Source organism: Candidatus Kapaibacterium sp. (genome assembly GCA_025059875.1).
Classification (GTDB): Bacteria; Bacteroidota; Ignavibacteria; order Kapaibacteriales; family HRBIN21; genus HRBIN21.
The window spans coordinates 386,915-402,832 of sequence record JANXCT010000001.1 but is presented as its reverse complement, the minus strand read 5'-3'; the positions used below and the strand labels follow the sequence as shown (position 1 = coordinate 402,832).

Here is a 15,918-nt window from a genome sequence, read left to right as displayed (position 1 = left end):
TACTACGCGTTCCGCCCGTGGCAGTGCTTGTACTTCTTTCCAGAGCCGCAGGGACACGGATCGTTACGACCAACGCGAGGCATAGTATTGACAACAGGACTTGGTTTCGTTACCACACCTGCAGTAACAGCTTGCGCCGCTCCAACCCCAGCCGGTACAACACTACTCGTCACCTCAGGGTGAGAAAACTGCAATGCTGACGAAGGAATTCGTTGCTGAAGACGAAGCGATGGCGGGGCTACAGCGGGTTGTTGATACGCCATTGCTGGAGCCTGCTCGAGGACAGGCGGGAAGTACTTGAAGACAAAGTGGACTGCCTCCCGGTTGATCTCCTTGATGAGCTGCACGAAGAGCCGATATGCCTCCGCCTTATACTCCAATAGCGGGTCCTTCTGCCCATAAGCCCGTAAGTGGATCGCCTCTCGCAGCTCATCCATTGCTCGGAGATGCTCTCGCCACTTCTCGTCGATCGTAGCCAGAACAGCAAACCGCTCCAGTTGGGCCATGAACTCTGGTCCTAGCAGAGCCTCCTTGCGCTGGTAGAACTGCTGAGCCGCCTGGAGAACTCGCTCCACGCATTCCTCCTTGGACATCTCGCGGAACTCCTCTGACCTAATTGCAGGCTCGCAGAGCAGGGTGGCACGGACGGTGTTCTTCAGCCCCTCTAGGTCGCCTTCTGGGTGGTAGGTGGCATACCAATCCTCAGCCAGCTCCCGGATGTACTGGAAGATCTCACCCTTAAGGCGCTCACCCAGGAGAGCATGGCGCCGACGGTCGTAGATGATTTCGCGCTGCTGGTTCATCACATTGTCGTACTCCAGCAGCCGCTTGCGGATTGCGAAGTTCTGCTCCTCTACCTTCTTCTGTGCCCGCTCTATTGCCTTCGTGATCATCGGATGTTGGATCGGCTCACCCTCGGGCACTTTGAGCTTCTGCATAATCGCCGCAATCCTCGGCCCACCGAAGAGGCGGAGCAGATCGTCCTCGAGGGATACGAAGAACTGTGACGTCCCCGGATCACCTTGGCGACCTGCACGTCCGCGCAACTGCCGGTCTATCCGCCGCGCCTCATGCCGCTCTGTGCCGATAACAGCCAAGCCTCCAGCAGCACGCACCTCTGGATCTAGCTTGATATCTGTGCCGCGACCGGCCATGTTCGTAGCAATCGTCACAGCTCCCTTCCGTCCTGCCTGCGCGATGATCTCCGCCTCGCGCTGGTGGTGCTTCGCGTTGAGCACGTTGTGGGGAATGCCGAGCCGTCGCAGCATACGGCTCAGCGTCTCGGAGACTTCCACACTCGTGGTCCCTACCAGAACAGCCCGTCCTCGCTCCAACTGTCGCTGAATCTCCTGGATAACGGCGTTGTACTTCTCACGCTTCGTCCGGAAGACGAGGTCATCCAAGTCTTGGCGTATTACGGGTTTGTTCGTCGGAATGACCACAACGTCTAGTCCGTAGATTTTGTCAAATTCAGCAGCCTCCGTCTCAGCCGTTCCAGTCATGCCAGCTAGCTTGCGGTAGAGGCGGAAGTAGTTCTGGATGGTAATCGTTGCCAATGTCTGAGTATCCTGCTCTACCGTTACGCCCTCTTTGGCCTCGATCGCCTGGTGGAGGCCATCAGAATACCGACGTCCTTCCAAAATACGCCCCGTGAACTCGTCCACGATCTTGACCTTGCCATCCTGGACGACGTAGTCCACGTCGCGCTCGTAGAGCGAGTAGGCCCGCAGAAGCTGGTTGACGACGTGGACACGCTCGCTGCGCTCAGCGTAGAGGCGGAAGACCTCGTCCTTGCGACGCTGCTTCTCTTCAGGTGTTAGATCCGGGTCTTGCTCGATGAGGCTGATCTCCGTACCAACGTCCGGAATGAGGAACATGTCGGGATCCTCTCCCACTTGGGCTAGCAGTTGGCGACCCTTTTCAGAGATGTCCACTTGGTGGGTCTTCTCGTCTATGGTGTAGTAGAGCTCCTCGTCCAGCTCATGGAGATGGATACCTTGGTCACGGAGGTAGTAAAGCTCCGTTTGGTGCAGAAGTTCTTTAATCTCGCCGTCAGCAAGGAGCTTGAGCAGACGTTTGTGTTTCGGTAGGCCTCGATGTGCCTGTAGCAGAAGCCTCCCTGCGCGCTCGCGTGCTTCCTTAGAGGAATTCTGCTGGAGCAGCCGCTCGGCCTCTGCAACAATCTGGTTGATAAGCCGGGTCTGCGCCTCTACCAGTCGACGAACGCGCGGATTCATCCGCACGAACTCCTCGTTGCTGGAGATGACGGGACCGGAGATGATCAGCGGTGTACGGGCTTCGTCAATCAAGATAGAGTCTACCTCATCGACGATCGCATACCAGTGTCCTCGCTGGACGATGTCGTTGGGGTCCAGCACCATGTTGTCGCGAAGGTAGTCGAAGCCGAACTCTGAGTTCGTTCCATAGGTGACATCGCACTCGTATTGCCTCTTCCGCTCCGGGATGGACATCCCTGTCTGGATACAACCGACTGTCACCCCCAGCATTCGGAAGACGGGTCCCATCCACTCCGCATCTCGCCGGGCCAAATAGTCATTGACGGTGACCAGATGAACTCCACGCCCTGCCAGCGCATTGAGGTATAGCGGCATTACAGCCACAAGGGTTTTCCCTTCGCCGGTCGCCATCTCGGCAATCTTGCCCTGATGCAGGACTATTGCCCCCATGAGCTGAACATCAAACGGAATCATGTCCCAGACAACCTGGTGCCCCACAACCTCGTAGGTATACTGGGACTCCGCCAGACGCCGACACGCCTCCTTGACGACAGCGTATGCTTGTGGCAATAACTCGTCCAACGTAGACTGAATCACGCTGTACTCCTCTTCGTCCAGCTTCGCTAGACGGTCGTAGACCTGCAGCCGTTCTTCGTACGACAGGTCTTGAGTCCGCAGTTGCTCTCGCAGACTCTCTATCTCCTGCCGGTAGCGCTCCGTACGCTCGCGAACAATCGAGCGGAAGAGGTCCGTCTTAGCCCGCAACTCGGCATCAGTGATATCATGGAGCTGCTCATACTCACGGTTGATCGCTTCCACTATCGGCAACAGCTGCCGAATGTCTCGCTCACGCTTCGTTGGGAAGATGTGCTGCAGTAGCTTGAGCAACATTGGGACAGAGCATCGAGCTTCCTTGTGGAACAGCTTGCCTATAGACGCAGGAAGCAAGGGGGTTTGTGCGTCTTACCTTGCGGGGTTAGCCGGAGGACTAGGCGCTACCATGGAGTCGCAGCTCTACATCTTCTCTCCAGAGAATGTGCTACGTCAGATGGAGACGGCTGAATACAGGCAGGGATACTACATCCTCCGCTTCTATGTCGACGAACGGGGCATGCCAGCTCGCTATCCCACAGGGCGCACTGCGATCTTCTACCTCTCACCCTCTGGCGGAATCCTTCGGGACAGTTCCTTTAACATCGTGCTATATAGCCCAAAGTTTGACATCCACAAGGGCTATGGTCGGCTCAACGAAGCGGAAGAATGAAACAGCGTAGCGTCTACCTCGACCATAGTGCTACCACTCCGTTAGACCCTGAGGTCCTGGAGGCTATGCTCCCTTGGCTACGGGAGCACTTTGGAAATGCCTCTTCGCTCCACACGTGGGGCCGTCGCGCACGGGTTGCCGTAGAAGAAGCCCGGGAGGAGATCGCCACTCTGATTGGAGCCCACCCAGCGGAGCTTGTATTCACTAGCGGTGGCACTGAATCCAACAATGCTATTCTGAAGAGCTGCTGTACAGAGTCAGGGTTGGCTGACACGGTTGTGTACAGCGCTGTAGAGCACCATGCTGTCATTCATCCTGCGGAGGCTCTGGCGGCCCAAGGGTTCCGAACAGCCGTGCTTCCTGTGGACTCCTGGGGCAGAGTGGTCTTAGAAGAGGTTGCCCGTTGGAACCATCCCCGTACCCTCATCTCCGTCATGCACGCAAACAACGAGACAGGGGTCATCCAGCCCTTGGAGGAAATCCGGAGATTAGCACCAGATGCGCTGCTGCACACGGATGCCGTACAATCCCTCGGCAAGACTCCCTTCAACGTTCGCCAGTTAGGCGTCGACTTCGCTAGCTTCTCTGCCCACAAGCTTCACGGTCCCAAGGGGATCGGGGCGATGTACATCCGACGTGGGATCGAGTTTAAAGCTCATCAACATGGTGGCTCACAGGAACGGAACCGACGAGCCGGAACTGAACCCGTTGCTCTCATTGTCGGTTTCCAAGTAGCTGTCCGGAAGGCTGTCCAAGAGCTTGAACATCGGTCGCAGCGTATGCGCCACCTAAGTGACCTCCTCCGCCGGCTCTTGCGCGAGCGCATTTCAGGCGTCATCTTCAACACCCCAGAGGAAGGCTCCCTACCCAACATCGTGAACATTACCTTCACTGATGCCCATAAGCTCGATGGTGATGCCCTCATCCTTGGAATGGACTTACACGGCGTTGCCGTCTCCAACGGCTCAGCTTGTACTGCCGGGAGCATGCAACCCTCCCATGTGCTCTTGGCCATGGGGCGCAGCCCGGCTCAGGCGCGAGCAGCGATCCGATTTTCACTCTCCCACGAGACCACGGAGGAAGAGATTTCCTACGCCGTAGAGGCACTCCAGCGTGTTTTAGCGCCGATGCGCGATTAAGTTAGCCTACCCTTCGGCACCTCAGGACACCACTGATCATCGCCGTCGACAATGCCTCAGAGGCTTACTCTCGTTGATGCCAGGGATATTCGCACCGGGCAGCCACCTGCGTCCATGGCTGATTTGTACGGCCGCCTGAAAAACCGACCGATTGCCTATCGTTAGATTTTGTGTCACCCGCGTTCGGATAAGGAGGGAGAATCTTGCGCCCACTACTGGTGGAGCAGCACATCCATTCCACGTTCCTCCCGATCGCAACTGGGGCATTAAATCCAGACGGGCGCTCCCGCGATTAGCTTGAAGTGCCCACTGAGAAGTCGGCTACTCGTCGTCACTAAAGCGTGGGGAGAAAGTGCCGGCGGAGGGATTCGAACCCCCGACTCGCGGATTATGATTCCGCTGCTCTACCAGCTGAGCTACGCCGGCAGGCCAAATGCAAAAATAGCAGGCTCAGGCCGACACTCTACTGCGAAGAGCGCTGCATGAGACGACGGATCTCGTCCCGAATACGGGCAGCCCGTTCGTAGTCCTCTTCCTCAATTGCCTTCTGAAGCTGCTGCTGCAGGCGCTGGAGCTGATCCTTAGGCTGCGCTGAAGAGGCCCTTGCCTCCTCTGAGCTCCGCTTAAGGCGTTCAAAGAAGTCCTGCTCTTCTTCCTCGGCTTCTTCTTCCGCTGAACCCTCTTCCATGGAAGAAGGCGATAGGGCCGCCTCCTCCATGACATCCTCGGCAACATAGATAGGACTCCCACAACGCAATGCCAGCGCAATAGCATCGCTGGGGCGAGCATCCACCTCCACCTCTCCATCCTCCAGGAGAAGGTACGCGTAGAAAGTGCCATCACGCAGGTCGTGGATACATACCTCCACCAAGTTGCTGTCCAGGGCCTCTATGACACTTTTGAGCAGATCATGAGTCATCGGGCGTGGAGGGCGCATATTCTCCAGCTCCAGTGCGATAGCCTGTGCCTCAAACGCCCCAATGATGATCGGCAAGCGGCGCTCACCGTCTACTTCCTTCAGGATGAGGGCATAAGCGCTGTTGCTCTCCGTGGAGGCAAGCCCGACAACTTCTACCCGTACCTTCTTCATCCTTCGGCCCTCTTGGCGGCATTGACCTAGCGCTGCTGGTGTAGACGACGAGGGCTATTCCTCAATTGCTCTGCTCCACCATATGCTGAAAGCGCTCCGGAAGAGGCTTCCCCAGGAAGCGGGCAAGTTTCACAGCCAAGCGCGGCAACACGTCGAAGACATCTCCGACAATCCCGTAGTCAGCTACCTTAAAGATCGGAGCCTCCGGATCCTTGTTGACAGCCACGATCACTTTCGAGGAGGACATGCCAGCCAGATGCTGAATAGCACCCGAGATTCCACAGGCAATGTAAAGGCTTGGGGACACGGTCTTGCCAGTCTGCCCAACCTGTTCGCTATGAGGCCGCCATCCAGCATCTACGACTGCCCGGGATGCCCCCACGGCACCACCTAAGAGCTGGGCTAACTCTTCAATCATCCAGAAGTGCTCCGGTCCTTTCATCCCACGGCCACCAGAGACGATGATGTCTGCCTCTAGGACATCTAGCTTCCCCTCTGTACGGATGACGCGCTCTACGATCGTCGTACAGTCCTCCGGTTGCAACTCCGGCCGGAAGGAGCGAATGGTAGTCTCCACCCCATCTGCTAGTGGACGAGCAGTGAAGACGTTGGGACGCAGCGAGTACACTCCCCGAGCCGTTCTCAAACGCACGGTTGCCATTACTTTCCCGGCATAGACAGGGCGGATAGCCAAGAGCTGTCCCTGCTGGGGCCGTAGCTCTACGCAATCGGAGGCATATCCTGCCCGGAGCTTCGCAGCCAACCGTGGGGCTAATTCCTTTCCTCGTGCGTTTGCAGCGACCAACACGATCTGTGCGTCTTCCGCTTCCACTAGTTGCGCTACTGCTGCTGCCACACCTGTCATAGAGTAGGAACCCAACAGCTCATGCTGGAGGACGATCCCCTCGGGGACTCCGTAGACACCAGCTTGACTGAGAGCCTCAGGAGGACCTGCTATGAGAACTGCAGCAACGCTGCTTCCAAGCGCTTCACCAACAGCCCCCGCAGCCGTCAACACTTCCAGCGAAGTGCGCTTGATCCCCGCAGTATCTGTCTCAACAAGGGCCAGAACCTTCGCCATTCCCATCCTCCACGCTTAAATGACCTTCGCCTCTTCGTGAAGCAGCCGGATGAGCTCGTCCAGCTCCGCGTCAGATGGTCCCAAGATCTTGCCCGCCCGCTGCCGCTGAGGCAGTGTTAGTTGCACGACCTCGCTGAGCGGCTCCACTTCGGGAGGAGCTATCTCATCTATCGGCTTAGACTTCGCCTTGATGATGTCTGGCAGCCGAGGATATCGTGGCTCGTTGATCCCTTTCTGGACACTGATGACACACGGCAAGCGCGTGCGCACCACTTCCTTGCCTCCCTCAACATCTCGCTCAGCTATCACAGCTCCGTCATCGGCAATCTCCAAGCGCGAAACGACGGCAACCGATGGGTACCCCAGAAGTTCACCCACCGTCGAGGGCATCTGGAAGGAGTCCCAGTCGATGCTCTGTCGTCCCATGAGGATGAGCTCGGGCTGATATTGGCGAGCAACCGTTGCCAGCGCAGTTGCAACGCCGAATGAGTCCAAAGTCCACCCATTCCGCACCAGGAGCGCCCGGTCAACCCCCATTGCCAAGGCCGTCCGCAGAATCTCCTTTGCCCCTTCGGGTCCGACACAGACGGCGAGTACTTCACCGCCGAAGCGTTCGCGAACTCGCAGCCCCTCTTCAATCGCGTACTCGTCATAAGGGTTGAGGATGAATTTGACACCAGCGCGCTCAATCTGCTTCCCATCGCTAGCAACCTGTGGACGCGTTGCTGTATCCGGCACGTACGAGATGCAGACCAGCACTCGCATGCACACGCCTACATCAGCTGTGACACCAGCACGCGCAAAGCTACGGACTATCTCGTAACACGCTTCTGTACGGGACTCACATGGAGTCCCATGCACTACGGGCTCAGGGCTGAACCGACGTTATGATGTCCAGGGTGGTGTCTGGCGGAAGTTCCGTGTAGCTAAGAACAGCCAGCATGGGAAACGTCGTTCCTAACAGACGGGCAACGTAAGGACGTAAAGGTGTAGAGACGAGGAGGACGGGGGGATATCCGAGCGTTAAGAGCTGTTCCAGTGCTTGTCCAGTAGCCTGCCGAAGGCGTTGCACAACGTCTGGAGCCAATCCCAAGGTGGGCAATCCCGCAGCTTGCGGTGATTGCTGTAGCTGTACTGTCAGCAGCCGCTCGACTTCGGGAGCAAGCGTCACGGCATGTACCACACCGTTGCTATCTTGGTACAGCCGTCGGATGGTCTCACCAAGAGCATGCCGTACATACTCCGTAAGCACATCGGCACTCTTGGTCGCCTTGCTGTGTTCCAGCGCCGGTTCTACGATAAGGGGCAGATCCCGAATAGGAATGCCTTCGCGCAGAAGGTTCTGCAGGACCTGTTGCAGGGTTCCCAAAGGCAGCGTCTCTGGAGTCACCTCCTCCACGAGTGCTGGGTAATCCCGGCGAAGCTGCTCTAGGAGTTGGCGCGTATCTTGTCGAGTTAGCAGGCGCCAGGCATTTCGGCGGAGGAGCTCGGTGAGGTGGGTGATCAGCACCGTAGCAGCTTCCACGACGGTATAGCCCATCAGTTCTGCCTGCTCCCGCTGGGCAGCAGGGATCCACACAGCAGGCAGCCCGAAGACAGGTTCTGTGACATGGAGCCCTTTGAGCTCCCCTTCGGCCGTTCCTGGATTCATCGCCATCACCATGCCGGGGAAGACTTTCCCCCGTGCCACCTCATTGCCCCGAATCCGGATGAGGTACTCTTCGGGTTCCAGTCGGAGATCGGATCCGCACTGGAGGGAGGAGGATGCCCAGTTCTGCCGCTAACTGGCGCCGCACGTTGGTGATGCGCTGCAACAAGTTGCCCCCCCGCGTCTCATCCACGAGGGGGAGAAGCCCATACCCGAGTTCAATTTCTACGGGGTCCACACGCAACAGTTCCTCAGGGCTTGGCTCAGCCGGACGCTCCGGTATGCGTGCACGCGCCGCCTCTTCGGCACGGCGACGCTCCTCGAGCAGGCGCTCCCGACGGAGCAGGAAGTAGGAGATCGTCCCTAACCCAGCAGCTAGCACCACGAAGGGAAAGAATGGCAGTCCAGGGAGCAGTGCCAGGAGGAGCGCAGCAACTGCTCCTATGGCGATTGCCCGCGGCTGCTGCCCGAACTGCCGACCGAGCTCTTTCTCCAGACGGTCACGTGTGGAGGAGCGGGCAACCACCATACCAGCGGCAACGGAGATGAGGAGAGCAGGAATTTGGGCAACGAGGCCATCGCCGATAGTCAGCACTGTGTACGTCTGGAGTGCTGTAACAACCTCCATCCCTCGCTGTGCAATCCCAATGATGAGGCCCCCGAGAATGTTGACCAGCGTGATGACCAGACCTGCAATGGCATCGCCTCGAATGAACTTTGCCGCCCCGTCCATTGCTCCGTAGAAATCAGCTTCCCGCGCTAACTGTTCCCGCCGTTGCCGTGCCTCCTGCTCTGTAATGAAGCCAGCGTTGAGCTCGGCATCTATGCTCATCTGCTTCCCTAGTAGAGCATCCAGTGTGAAGCGGGCTGCAACCTCGGCGATTCGATTTGCCCCCTTGACGATGACCACAAAGTTGATAAGCACCAGGATGAGGAAGATGATGAAGCCAACGATGTAGTTCCCAGCAACGACGAAGCTGCCGAAAGCACGGATGATTTCACCTGCGTCCGCCTGCCCTAAGATGAGCCGCGTTGTAGCAACGTTGAGCCCAAGACGAAAGAGGGTCGTGATCAACAGCAAGCTGGGGAAGACGCTGAGTTCCAACGGATGCTGAACGTAGACCGCTATCAGTAGAACGAGCAGTGACACTGTAATGTTGAGAGCCAGCAGCAAATCCAGTAGAGGGGTCGGGAGCGGGAAGAGCAACAACGTCAAAATCCCCAGGATTCCAACAGCCACAGCGATATCAGGTTGTCGCTGGAGGCGTTGGAGCCAACCCGTTGTTGGAAGCCGGAGCTCAGTCATCTACGACTCTGCAAGATCTGGGATGCTTTGGCCCGATTGTACACGTGGTACACGTACGCCAGCACTTCTGCAACGGCTGCGAACAGGCGTTCGGGGATCTCCTGATCCACCTCTACACCCCGATAGAGACTCCATGCCAAGGCAGGTCGTTCGATAATCGGCACTCCTGCCTCCTGTGCTATCTGGCGAATCTGCTCCGCAATCCGATTCGCACCCTTCGCTACAACGATTGGGGCCCGCATCTTCTGTGGCGTATACTGGAGAGCAACAGCAACGTGGGTAGGGTTCGTGATAACCGCATCTGCTTGTCGTACGCGCTGCAGCAGCCATCGCCGTAAGCGCTGTTGGAGCAAGCTTCGCAAACGAGCCTTGAGCTGTGGGTCCCCTTCCGTCTGCTTGAGTTCATCCCGGACCTCCTGTCGTGTCATGCGAAGATCCTCACGGTAGCGATACCGCTGATAGAGCACATCGCCTAACGCCAACAGCAGCAGAGCAGCGACAATTTTCACCGTTGCTTCCACCACCACGTTCCACAGCACGGAAGCAGCCTGAGGCAACGGAAGTACAGCAAGTTGGATGAGCTCCTCTAACCGGCCCCAGAGCACCTGAGCAGCGATGCCAATCACCAATGCAATCTTCAGCACACTCTTGAGCAGCTCAACAGCCGAGCGCCCCGAAAGGAATACCCGCCGTAGCCCCACGAGGGGATTGAAGACCGTCTGCAACGGCAGCCCCTGCGGAAATTTCTTCGTTGCAAACCGCACCCCTACCTGGGCAAGCTCAGCCCCGACGCCAAGAGCAAGGACGACAGCCATAGCCGGTAGGAGTAGCAGCAATGTGCGAACGATAAAGTCCCAAGCGAGGGCATAGGCGCTACTCTCATCAAGCCGCACAGTGGCGCCCCACTGCAGGTATTGTTCCAATAGGCCCTGGAAAGAGCGGACGGCACCAGGTAGCAGACCGGCAAAGAGGAGTAGTGCTCCTATCAGCACCGCTGTTGCCGTCATATCTGCGCTCTTGGCGACTTGTCCTCGCAACCGCGCCTCCTCAAGGTGCTTTGGCGTCGGCGGTTCGGTCCGCTGCTGTCCTTCTGGAGTCTCCGGCATCAGTAGTCACTACGGCCACAAAGCACGCACGAATGCGAAGAGCTGTAGCTGGAGCTCACTCAAAGCGTTTCGCAGTGCTACCACCACCAGTGGAGTGCTCAAGCCGAGCATCCCAATCCCGACCAGCGCTTTAACCGAAAAGCTGAGCATGAAGATGTTGATCTGTGGTGCCGACCTCGCCCCAGCAGTGCCAATACCCATATGCTGACGAAGAGCGCCGCCACCGTCGGTGCAGCAAGGCTCAGTGCTAGAGCCGTCACAGAACTTGCCCAGCGGATGAGCTCTTCTCCCGTCGTCGGTACAACTACGGTTGTCAGCGGAATCAGGTGGACACTCTCCCTGAGAGCTAGCAACAGCGCCTGGTGTCCATCTAGCCAGAAGAAGAGCACCAGAGTTGTGAGGGCGAAGAACTCTCCGATAAGGGTCGGGAAGCCTCCCAATCCCGGATCGAACAGTAGAGCCGTTTGGAAGCCGATATCCAAGTCTAACATCCCTCCGGCAAAGCGGGCAGCGTAGAGCACGCCTGAACTGAGGAATCCAATCATGAGACCAACCAATGCCTCCTTAAACGCGAGGAACGCTAAGACCCAAGGGTGGAGCTCCAATGTTGGCTGTGGGGGTACGCTCGGCACCAATGCAGCGGCAATCACAAGTGCCAGCATCCCCTTAACGAGCACCGGAATCCCGGGGTGGCTGAAGACTGGGGCTACTATGAGTACCCCAACGGCCCGGATACTCAACAGCGCTCCTACTATGACAACCCGTATCGTCTCTTCCAACGCTGCTGCATCCAGTACCATAGCACTATCGCAGAGTCGGGATGAGACGGAACAGCTCTAGAAGGTAGCGCTTCATCGCCCCTACCATGAAGGGTAGCAGCAAGACACCTACGATCATAACGGCTACGAGCTTCGGTACGAAGGTGAGCGTCTGTTCAGAGATGGTCGTTGCTGCCTGCAGAATTGCGATTACCAGCCCCACCACCAATGCCAGGAACAACAGGGGCCCAGCCACAAGGAGGGTATGGAAGAAGGCTTCCCGGACCAAGTATACCACCATCTCCTCGTTCACGGCTATCCCCGCCACTCAAGGTGCGAGTATCCCCTGCAAGAGCGAGCCAATCAACAGGTTCCAGCCATCCACGAGCACGAACAACAGCACCTTGGCCGGCAACGAAATCAGCTGTGGGGGTAGTAGGAAAATCCCTAGCGAAAGCAGGACGCTGGCAACGATAAGATCGATGACCAGGAAGGGCAGGAAGAGCAAAAAGCCGATCTGGAACGCGACTCGCAGCTCGCTAATCGCAAAGGCTGGGATAAGTGCCCATATGCTCACCTCCTCTGGAGTCTTTGGGCGCCGCGCCCCACTGAGTCGCAAGAAGAGCGCTAAGTCCTCCTGCCGCACCCGCTTGAGCATGTACTCCCGAAAGGGGCGCACCATGTTCTCCACCGCCTGCTGCTGAGTAATCTCCTGCCGCAGGTATGGCTGGAGCCCCTTCTCGTTAGCTTCATCGAGCACAGGCTGCATTACGAAGAAGGTTAAGAAGAGAGCAAGCCCTGTCAGCAATTGGCTGGGTGGTTGCATCTGTGTCCCCAGGGCCTGCTTCAGAAAGAAGAACACCACAATGATCCGGGTGAAGCAGGTCATCATCACCAGGATAGACGGTGCCAGAGCCAACACCGTCAACAAGATTAAGAGCTGGAGGGTGAGAGAGAGTTCCTGCGGAGAATTCGCTTCCTCCACGCCCACGCTGATTTTCGGAATGGGGGGCAGCGACATCGTCTGCGCACACACCTCGCTTCCCCCCAACCAGAGAGTTGCCACTAAGACCCCAACACTCAAGCTCCACCGCATTCTGCTGCATAGTCACAAGACACCGTCTGCTGTATGTCAATCTTCGTACCAGTTCCGGAGACCCTACATCTCCCCTAAGGCATCGACCGTGCAGTGGCAAAAGCACCGTCGGGCCACACCATAGCAGATCAGCCCGTACCCGCAACCCGCTGGCTCTTCGTCCTGAGCCACTACGCCGCAGCAACGTGTAAGTACACCTGGTCACTAGAATGGAGCTTGTTACTTTGGGCCCGAAGGAGAATTTCTTGGACTTAGAGCCAGAGCATTCGGGACTCCAGTCCTCACGGATCGTCATCGTCCCAGCGCCATACGAATACCGAACCAGCTTCGGCAAAGGCACACGCTACGGCCCGGAGGCTATCCTTGCCGCTAGCGCTCACCTGGAGACATACGACGAGGAATTCGACCGAGAGCTCTGCTACGAGCTCGGCCTAGCAACTCTCCAGCCGATTGCGTTCGGCGGTAAACACGACGCTGCCGCCATTGCTGAAGTGGAAGCCGTCATCGAGACACTCCTGCAGCAGGGCAAGTTCGTGGTGACTATTGGCGGCGAGCACACTATTGCCCTGGCACCGATTCGGGCCCACTTCCGGAAATTTCCACACATGAGCCTTCTTCAGTTGGATGCTCACCCAGACCTCCGGGACACCTATGAGGGCTCCCCATACTCGCACGCCTGTGTCATCGCACGTGCGCTGGAGTTTCTACCCCCTAGCCAACTTGTCCAAGTTGGGATCCGAGCCATCGCTCGCGAGGAGGTCGAGCTCATCCGCCGTAGAGGCCTCCGAACATTCTTTGCAACCTCCATCCGAAAAGGTTTGTTCGGAGAGGACTGGTACGGGCACGTCGTAGAGAGTCTGGGGCCTGAGGTCTACGTTACGCTCGACGTCGATGTCTTAGACCCGGCGCAGATGCCAGCCACAGGGACACCAGAACCGAACGGGCTACTGTACCACGAGCTCGTTGAACTCCTGCGCCGCGTGCGATCGAGTGGCCGCCGTATTATCGGCCTCGATGTTGTAGAATTTGCTCCCATCCCCGGCCTCCACCATGCAGCCCTAACGGCCGCGCGTCTTACCTACAAGGCTCTCAACATCGCCTTTGCGCCATGACTGTGGAAGAACTGCAGGCAGCTATCACGCGATGGAGCAACGCTTCGCCAGACACTCTACGAGCTGAGCGGGAGGCTGTCATCCACGATGTCCGTGCCCTCCTCGACGCTCTCAGCCGTGGGGAAGTCCGCGCAGCCAGTCCGCAGCCTGATGGCTCCTGGCGAGTCCATTCGTGGATCAAGCAAGGGATTCTTCTGTGCTTTCGCGTAGGGCAACTCAGCCCCATGCGGTTGGGGGGATGGCACTTCACCGACATCGACCTTCTGCCTCCACGCTGGTTTGCACCAGAAGACCGTGTGCGGCTCGTCCCCGGAGGATCTACCGTCCGCACGGGAGCCTATGTTGCTCCTACCGTCATCTGCATGCCCCCCATGTACATCAACGTAGGCGCATACGTTGATGAGGGCACGATGGTGGATTCACACGCTCTCATCGGGAGCTGTGCCCAGATTGGCAAGCGTGTCCATGTCAGTGCTGGAGCACAGATTGGAGGCGTGCTCGAGCCCCCCACGGCTCGACCCGTCATCGTTGAGGATGAGGTCCTCATTGGCGCAAACTGTGGGCTCTTCGAAGGAGTCCTCGTGCGTCGCCGCGCCGTCCTCGCTGCTGGAGTCCAGCTAACGGCGACTACTCCGGTCTACGACCTGGTCCACGAGCGGCTCCTTACCGGCACACCGGAGTCACCGATTGAGATCCCCGAAGCTGCTGTCGTCGTGCCTGGCGTTCGGGGAATCTCCACCGAATTTGCCCGGGCCCATGGGCTTGGGATAGTGACACCCTTGATTGTGAAGTACCGCGATCGTCAGACTGACGCTCGAACGGCCCTAGAAGAGGCCCTCCGGGCGATGTTTCGCTGAACAGCACAGTCCCCGATGGTAGAGGCCCGAGGTCTCTGGAAGCGTTACGGGCAGACAGTAGCCCTGCAGGAATGCAGCTTCACGTTCCGCACAGGGCAGGTCGTTGGACTGCTGGGACCTAATGGTGCTGGAAAGACCACCCTCCTCCGCCTCTTAGCCAGCATCCTACTACCGGATGCAGGTCAAATCCTCTTCGAAGGTGAGCCTCTGCAGCGTCGTCATCAGCGGCTCATTGGTTATCTGCCAGAAGAGCGTGGGCTCTACCGACATCAGCGCGTGGAGGATCAACTTCTCTACTTCGCCCGTCTCCGAGGCCTACCCTTAGGACAGGCACGGCAGGCTATCGGATACTGGCTAGAGCGGTTAGGGGTAATACCATGGCGTCACTCCCGGATAAGCGAGCTTTCCAAGGGGATACAGCAAAAAGTCCAGCTAGCGGCCGCACTCCTCCATCAACCGCACCTCTTGCTCTTGGATGAGCCGACGTCGGGTCTTGACCCAGTCGACGTTCGGGAACTAAGCAATCTCCTCCAGGAGCTCCGCAGCGAAGGCCAAACGATTGTATTATCAACTCACCGCATGGAGCAGGCGGAAGAGCTTTGCGATGCTATCATCTTCCTCCACCGTGGGCGCATCGCACTATCGGGCAGTATTCGTGACATTAAGCAGCAATGGGGCCCCAAGACGCTTGTACTGGAATTCTGCGGAGACATCACTCCCGTGCTCCAGCAGTTCCCGAATGCCCACCTCCTACGCTCTAGCCGCGGCCACATAGAGCTTCAGTGGCATGGGGACCTTCGCTCCCTACCGACCTTCCTCCAGGCAGTAGTACAGCATGTCGAGCTCTACCACCTTGCCTGGACCGAACCGAGCATAGAAGCGATCTTCCGGAGCATCGTTGGGGAGGATTCGGTACCGCAACTCGACGGCACAGGGACACCATCCCCAATGAGGGGTTCCTGTACTCTGCATAACCTAATACCCAACGACTCTCCCAGCACTCCGACTGGTCTCCCGAGCAGTTAGGTACGCCGATACGTGCACCACCACTCTCTGTATGGCACGCCTCACGACACCTGCGAGTCTCCAGATGACCGCAGATCTGGCCTAACAGCCCCTCCTCCTTCTCAATCCCGCCGGCACAAGCAGAAGCCAAAGCTTAACCGGAAAATACTCCCTGCGAGATCCAACAACCCCAAAGTTCGTTCGTCTCTGTGCATGCCT

13 protein-coding genes, 1 tRNA gene and 1 pseudogene are annotated in these 15,918 nt (G+C 57.9%); 5 read left to right on the top strand and 10 right to left on the bottom strand.

Going from position 1 to position 15,918, the window contains the following annotated elements; genetic code table 11:
- Positions 1 to 2: 2 nt before the first annotated feature.
- Positions 3 to 3,125, bottom strand: coding sequence for a preprotein translocase subunit SecA (gene secA / locus NZ960_01825; GenBank protein MCS7176356.1), 3,123 nt, complete (start codon positions 3,123 to 3,125; stop codon positions 3 to 5).
- 112 nt (positions 3,126 to 3,237) lie between these two features.
- Here secA and NZ960_01820 point away from each other — a divergent pair, with 112 nt between their 5' ends.
- Both NZ960_01820 and NZ960_01815 read left to right on the top strand, forming a co-directional pair.
- The gene (locus NZ960_01820) at positions 3,238 to 3,501 is read left to right on the top strand and encodes a hypothetical protein (protein ID MCS7176355.1); all 264 of its coding nucleotides are present in this window, start codon (positions 3,238 to 3,240) and stop codon (positions 3,499 to 3,501) included.
- Complete coding sequence (locus tag NZ960_01815; protein MCS7176354.1) at positions 3,498 to 4,640, top strand: cysteine desulfurase; 1,143 nt, start codon at positions 3,498 to 3,500, stop codon at positions 4,638 to 4,640. The genes NZ960_01820 and NZ960_01815 overlap by 4 nt, the downstream gene beginning before the upstream one ends.
- Before the next feature lie 353 nt (positions 4,641 to 4,993).
- On the opposite strand, the gene NZ960_01810 is transcribed toward NZ960_01815, so the two are convergent.
- The 9 genes and pseudogenes from NZ960_01810 to fliP all read right to left on the bottom strand — a co-directional run bounded on the left by NZ960_01810 (position 4,994) and on the right by fliP (position 12,725).
- A tRNA-Met gene (locus tag NZ960_01810) sits at positions 4,994 to 5,066 on the bottom strand.
- Positions 5,067 to 5,103: 37 nt separating this feature from the next.
- Positions 5,104 to 5,730, bottom strand: coding sequence for a DUF151 domain-containing protein (locus tag NZ960_01805; GenBank protein MCS7176353.1), 627 nt, complete (start codon positions 5,728 to 5,730; stop codon positions 5,104 to 5,106).
- A 61-nt stretch (positions 5,731 to 5,791) separates the two neighbouring features.
- Positions 5,792 to 6,811 carry an electron transfer flavoprotein subunit alpha/FixB family protein gene (locus tag NZ960_01800; protein ID MCS7176352.1) on the bottom strand — a complete coding sequence of 340 codons (1,020 nt, stop codon included), beginning with the start codon at positions 6,809 to 6,811 and terminating at the stop codon, positions 5,792 to 5,794.
- Positions 6,812 to 6,826: 15 nt separating this feature from the next.
- The gene (locus tag NZ960_01795; protein ID MCS7176351.1) at positions 6,827 to 7,576 is read right to left on the bottom strand and encodes an electron transfer flavoprotein subunit beta/FixA family protein; all 750 of its coding nucleotides are present in this window, start codon (positions 7,574 to 7,576) and stop codon (positions 6,827 to 6,829) included.
- Positions 7,577 to 7,679: 103 nt separating this feature from the next.
- A pseudogene (gene flhA, locus NZ960_01790) lies at positions 7,680 to 9,765 on the bottom strand (flagellar biosynthesis protein FlhA).
- Entirely contained in the window at positions 9,762 to 10,871 is a 1,110-nt protein-coding gene (flhB, locus tag NZ960_01785) for a flagellar biosynthesis protein FlhB (protein ID MCS7176350.1), read from the bottom strand. The pseudogene flhA and the gene flhB overlap by 4 nt, the downstream one beginning before the upstream one ends.
- Positions 10,872 to 10,969: 98 nt before the next feature.
- Positions 10,970 to 11,671 carry a flagellar biosynthetic protein FliR gene (locus NZ960_01780; GenBank protein MCS7176349.1) on the bottom strand — a complete coding sequence of 234 codons (702 nt, stop codon included), beginning with the start codon at positions 11,669 to 11,671 and terminating at the stop codon, positions 10,970 to 10,972.
- 4 nt (positions 11,672 to 11,675) lie between these two features.
- On the bottom strand, positions 11,676 to 11,930 hold the full coding sequence (locus tag NZ960_01775) for a flagellar biosynthetic protein FliQ (GenBank protein MCS7176348.1): 255 nt from the start codon (positions 11,928 to 11,930) through the stop codon (positions 11,676 to 11,678).
- Positions 11,931 to 11,957: 27 nt separating this feature from the next.
- Positions 11,958 to 12,725 (bottom strand): flagellar type III secretion system pore protein FliP, encoded by a 768-nt coding sequence (gene fliP / locus NZ960_01770; GenBank protein MCS7176347.1) that lies wholly within the window; start codon positions 12,723 to 12,725, stop codon positions 11,958 to 11,960.
- Between the two features lie 209 nt (positions 12,726 to 12,934).
- Between fliP and speB the strand changes: the two genes are divergently transcribed.
- The 3 genes from speB to NZ960_01755 are packed head-to-tail and all read left to right on the top strand — an operon-like array spanning position 12,935 to position 15,720.
- Complete coding sequence (speB, locus tag NZ960_01765; GenBank protein MCS7176346.1) at positions 12,935 to 13,837, top strand: agmatinase; 903 nt, start codon at positions 12,935 to 12,937, stop codon at positions 13,835 to 13,837.
- Complete coding sequence (locus NZ960_01760) at positions 13,834 to 14,694, top strand: 2,3,4,5-tetrahydropyridine-2,6-dicarboxylate N-succinyltransferase (protein MCS7176345.1); 861 nt, start codon at positions 13,834 to 13,836, stop codon at positions 14,692 to 14,694. The genes speB and NZ960_01760 overlap by 4 nt, the downstream gene beginning before the upstream one ends.
- A 15-nt stretch (positions 14,695 to 14,709) precedes the next feature.
- The gene (locus NZ960_01755) at positions 14,710 to 15,720 is read left to right on the top strand and encodes an ATP-binding cassette domain-containing protein (GenBank protein ID MCS7176344.1); all 1,011 of its coding nucleotides are present in this window, start codon (positions 14,710 to 14,712) and stop codon (positions 15,718 to 15,720) included.
- The last annotated feature ends 198 nt before the right edge of the window (positions 15,721 to 15,918 follow it).

Bases quoted from the DNA above. Each gene is read 5' to 3' on its own strand.
- NZ960_01820 (MCS7176355.1), top strand. From the start codon at position 3,238: ATGGAGTCGCAGCTCTACATCTTCTCTCCAGAGAATGTGCTACGTCAG.
- NZ960_01815 (MCS7176354.1), top strand. From the start codon at position 3,498: ATGAAACAGCGTAGCGTCTACCTCGACCATAGTGCTACCACTCCGTTA.
- NZ960_01805 (MCS7176353.1), bottom strand. From the start codon at position 5,730: ATGAAGAAGGTACGGGTAGAAGTTGTCGGGCTTGCCTCCACGGAGAGC.
- NZ960_01800 (MCS7176352.1), bottom strand. From the start codon at position 6,811: ATGGCGAAGGTTCTGGCCCTTGTTGAGACAGATACTGCGGGGATCAAG.
- NZ960_01795 (MCS7176351.1), bottom strand. From the start codon at position 7,576: ATGCGAGTGCTGGTCTGCATCTCGTACGTGCCGGATACAGCAACGCGT.
- flhB (MCS7176350.1), bottom strand. From the start codon at position 10,871: ATGCCGGAGACTCCAGAAGGACAGCAGCGGACCGAACCGCCGACGCCA.
- NZ960_01780 (MCS7176349.1), bottom strand. From the start codon at position 11,671: ATGGTACTGGATGCAGCAGCGTTGGAAGAGACGATACGGGTTGTCATA.
- NZ960_01775 (MCS7176348.1), bottom strand. From the start codon at position 11,930: ATGGTGGTATACTTGGTCCGGGAAGCCTTCTTCCATACCCTCCTTGTG.
- fliP (MCS7176347.1), bottom strand. From the start codon at position 12,725: ATGCGGTGGAGCTTGAGTGTTGGGGTCTTAGTGGCAACTCTCTGGTTG.
- speB (MCS7176346.1), top strand. From the start codon at position 12,935: ATGGAGCTTGTTACTTTGGGCCCGAAGGAGAATTTCTTGGACTTAGAG.
- NZ960_01760 (MCS7176345.1), top strand. From the start codon at position 13,834: ATGACTGTGGAAGAACTGCAGGCAGCTATCACGCGATGGAGCAACGCT.
- NZ960_01755 (MCS7176344.1), top strand. From the start codon at position 14,710: ATGGTAGAGGCCCGAGGTCTCTGGAAGCGTTACGGGCAGACAGTAGCC.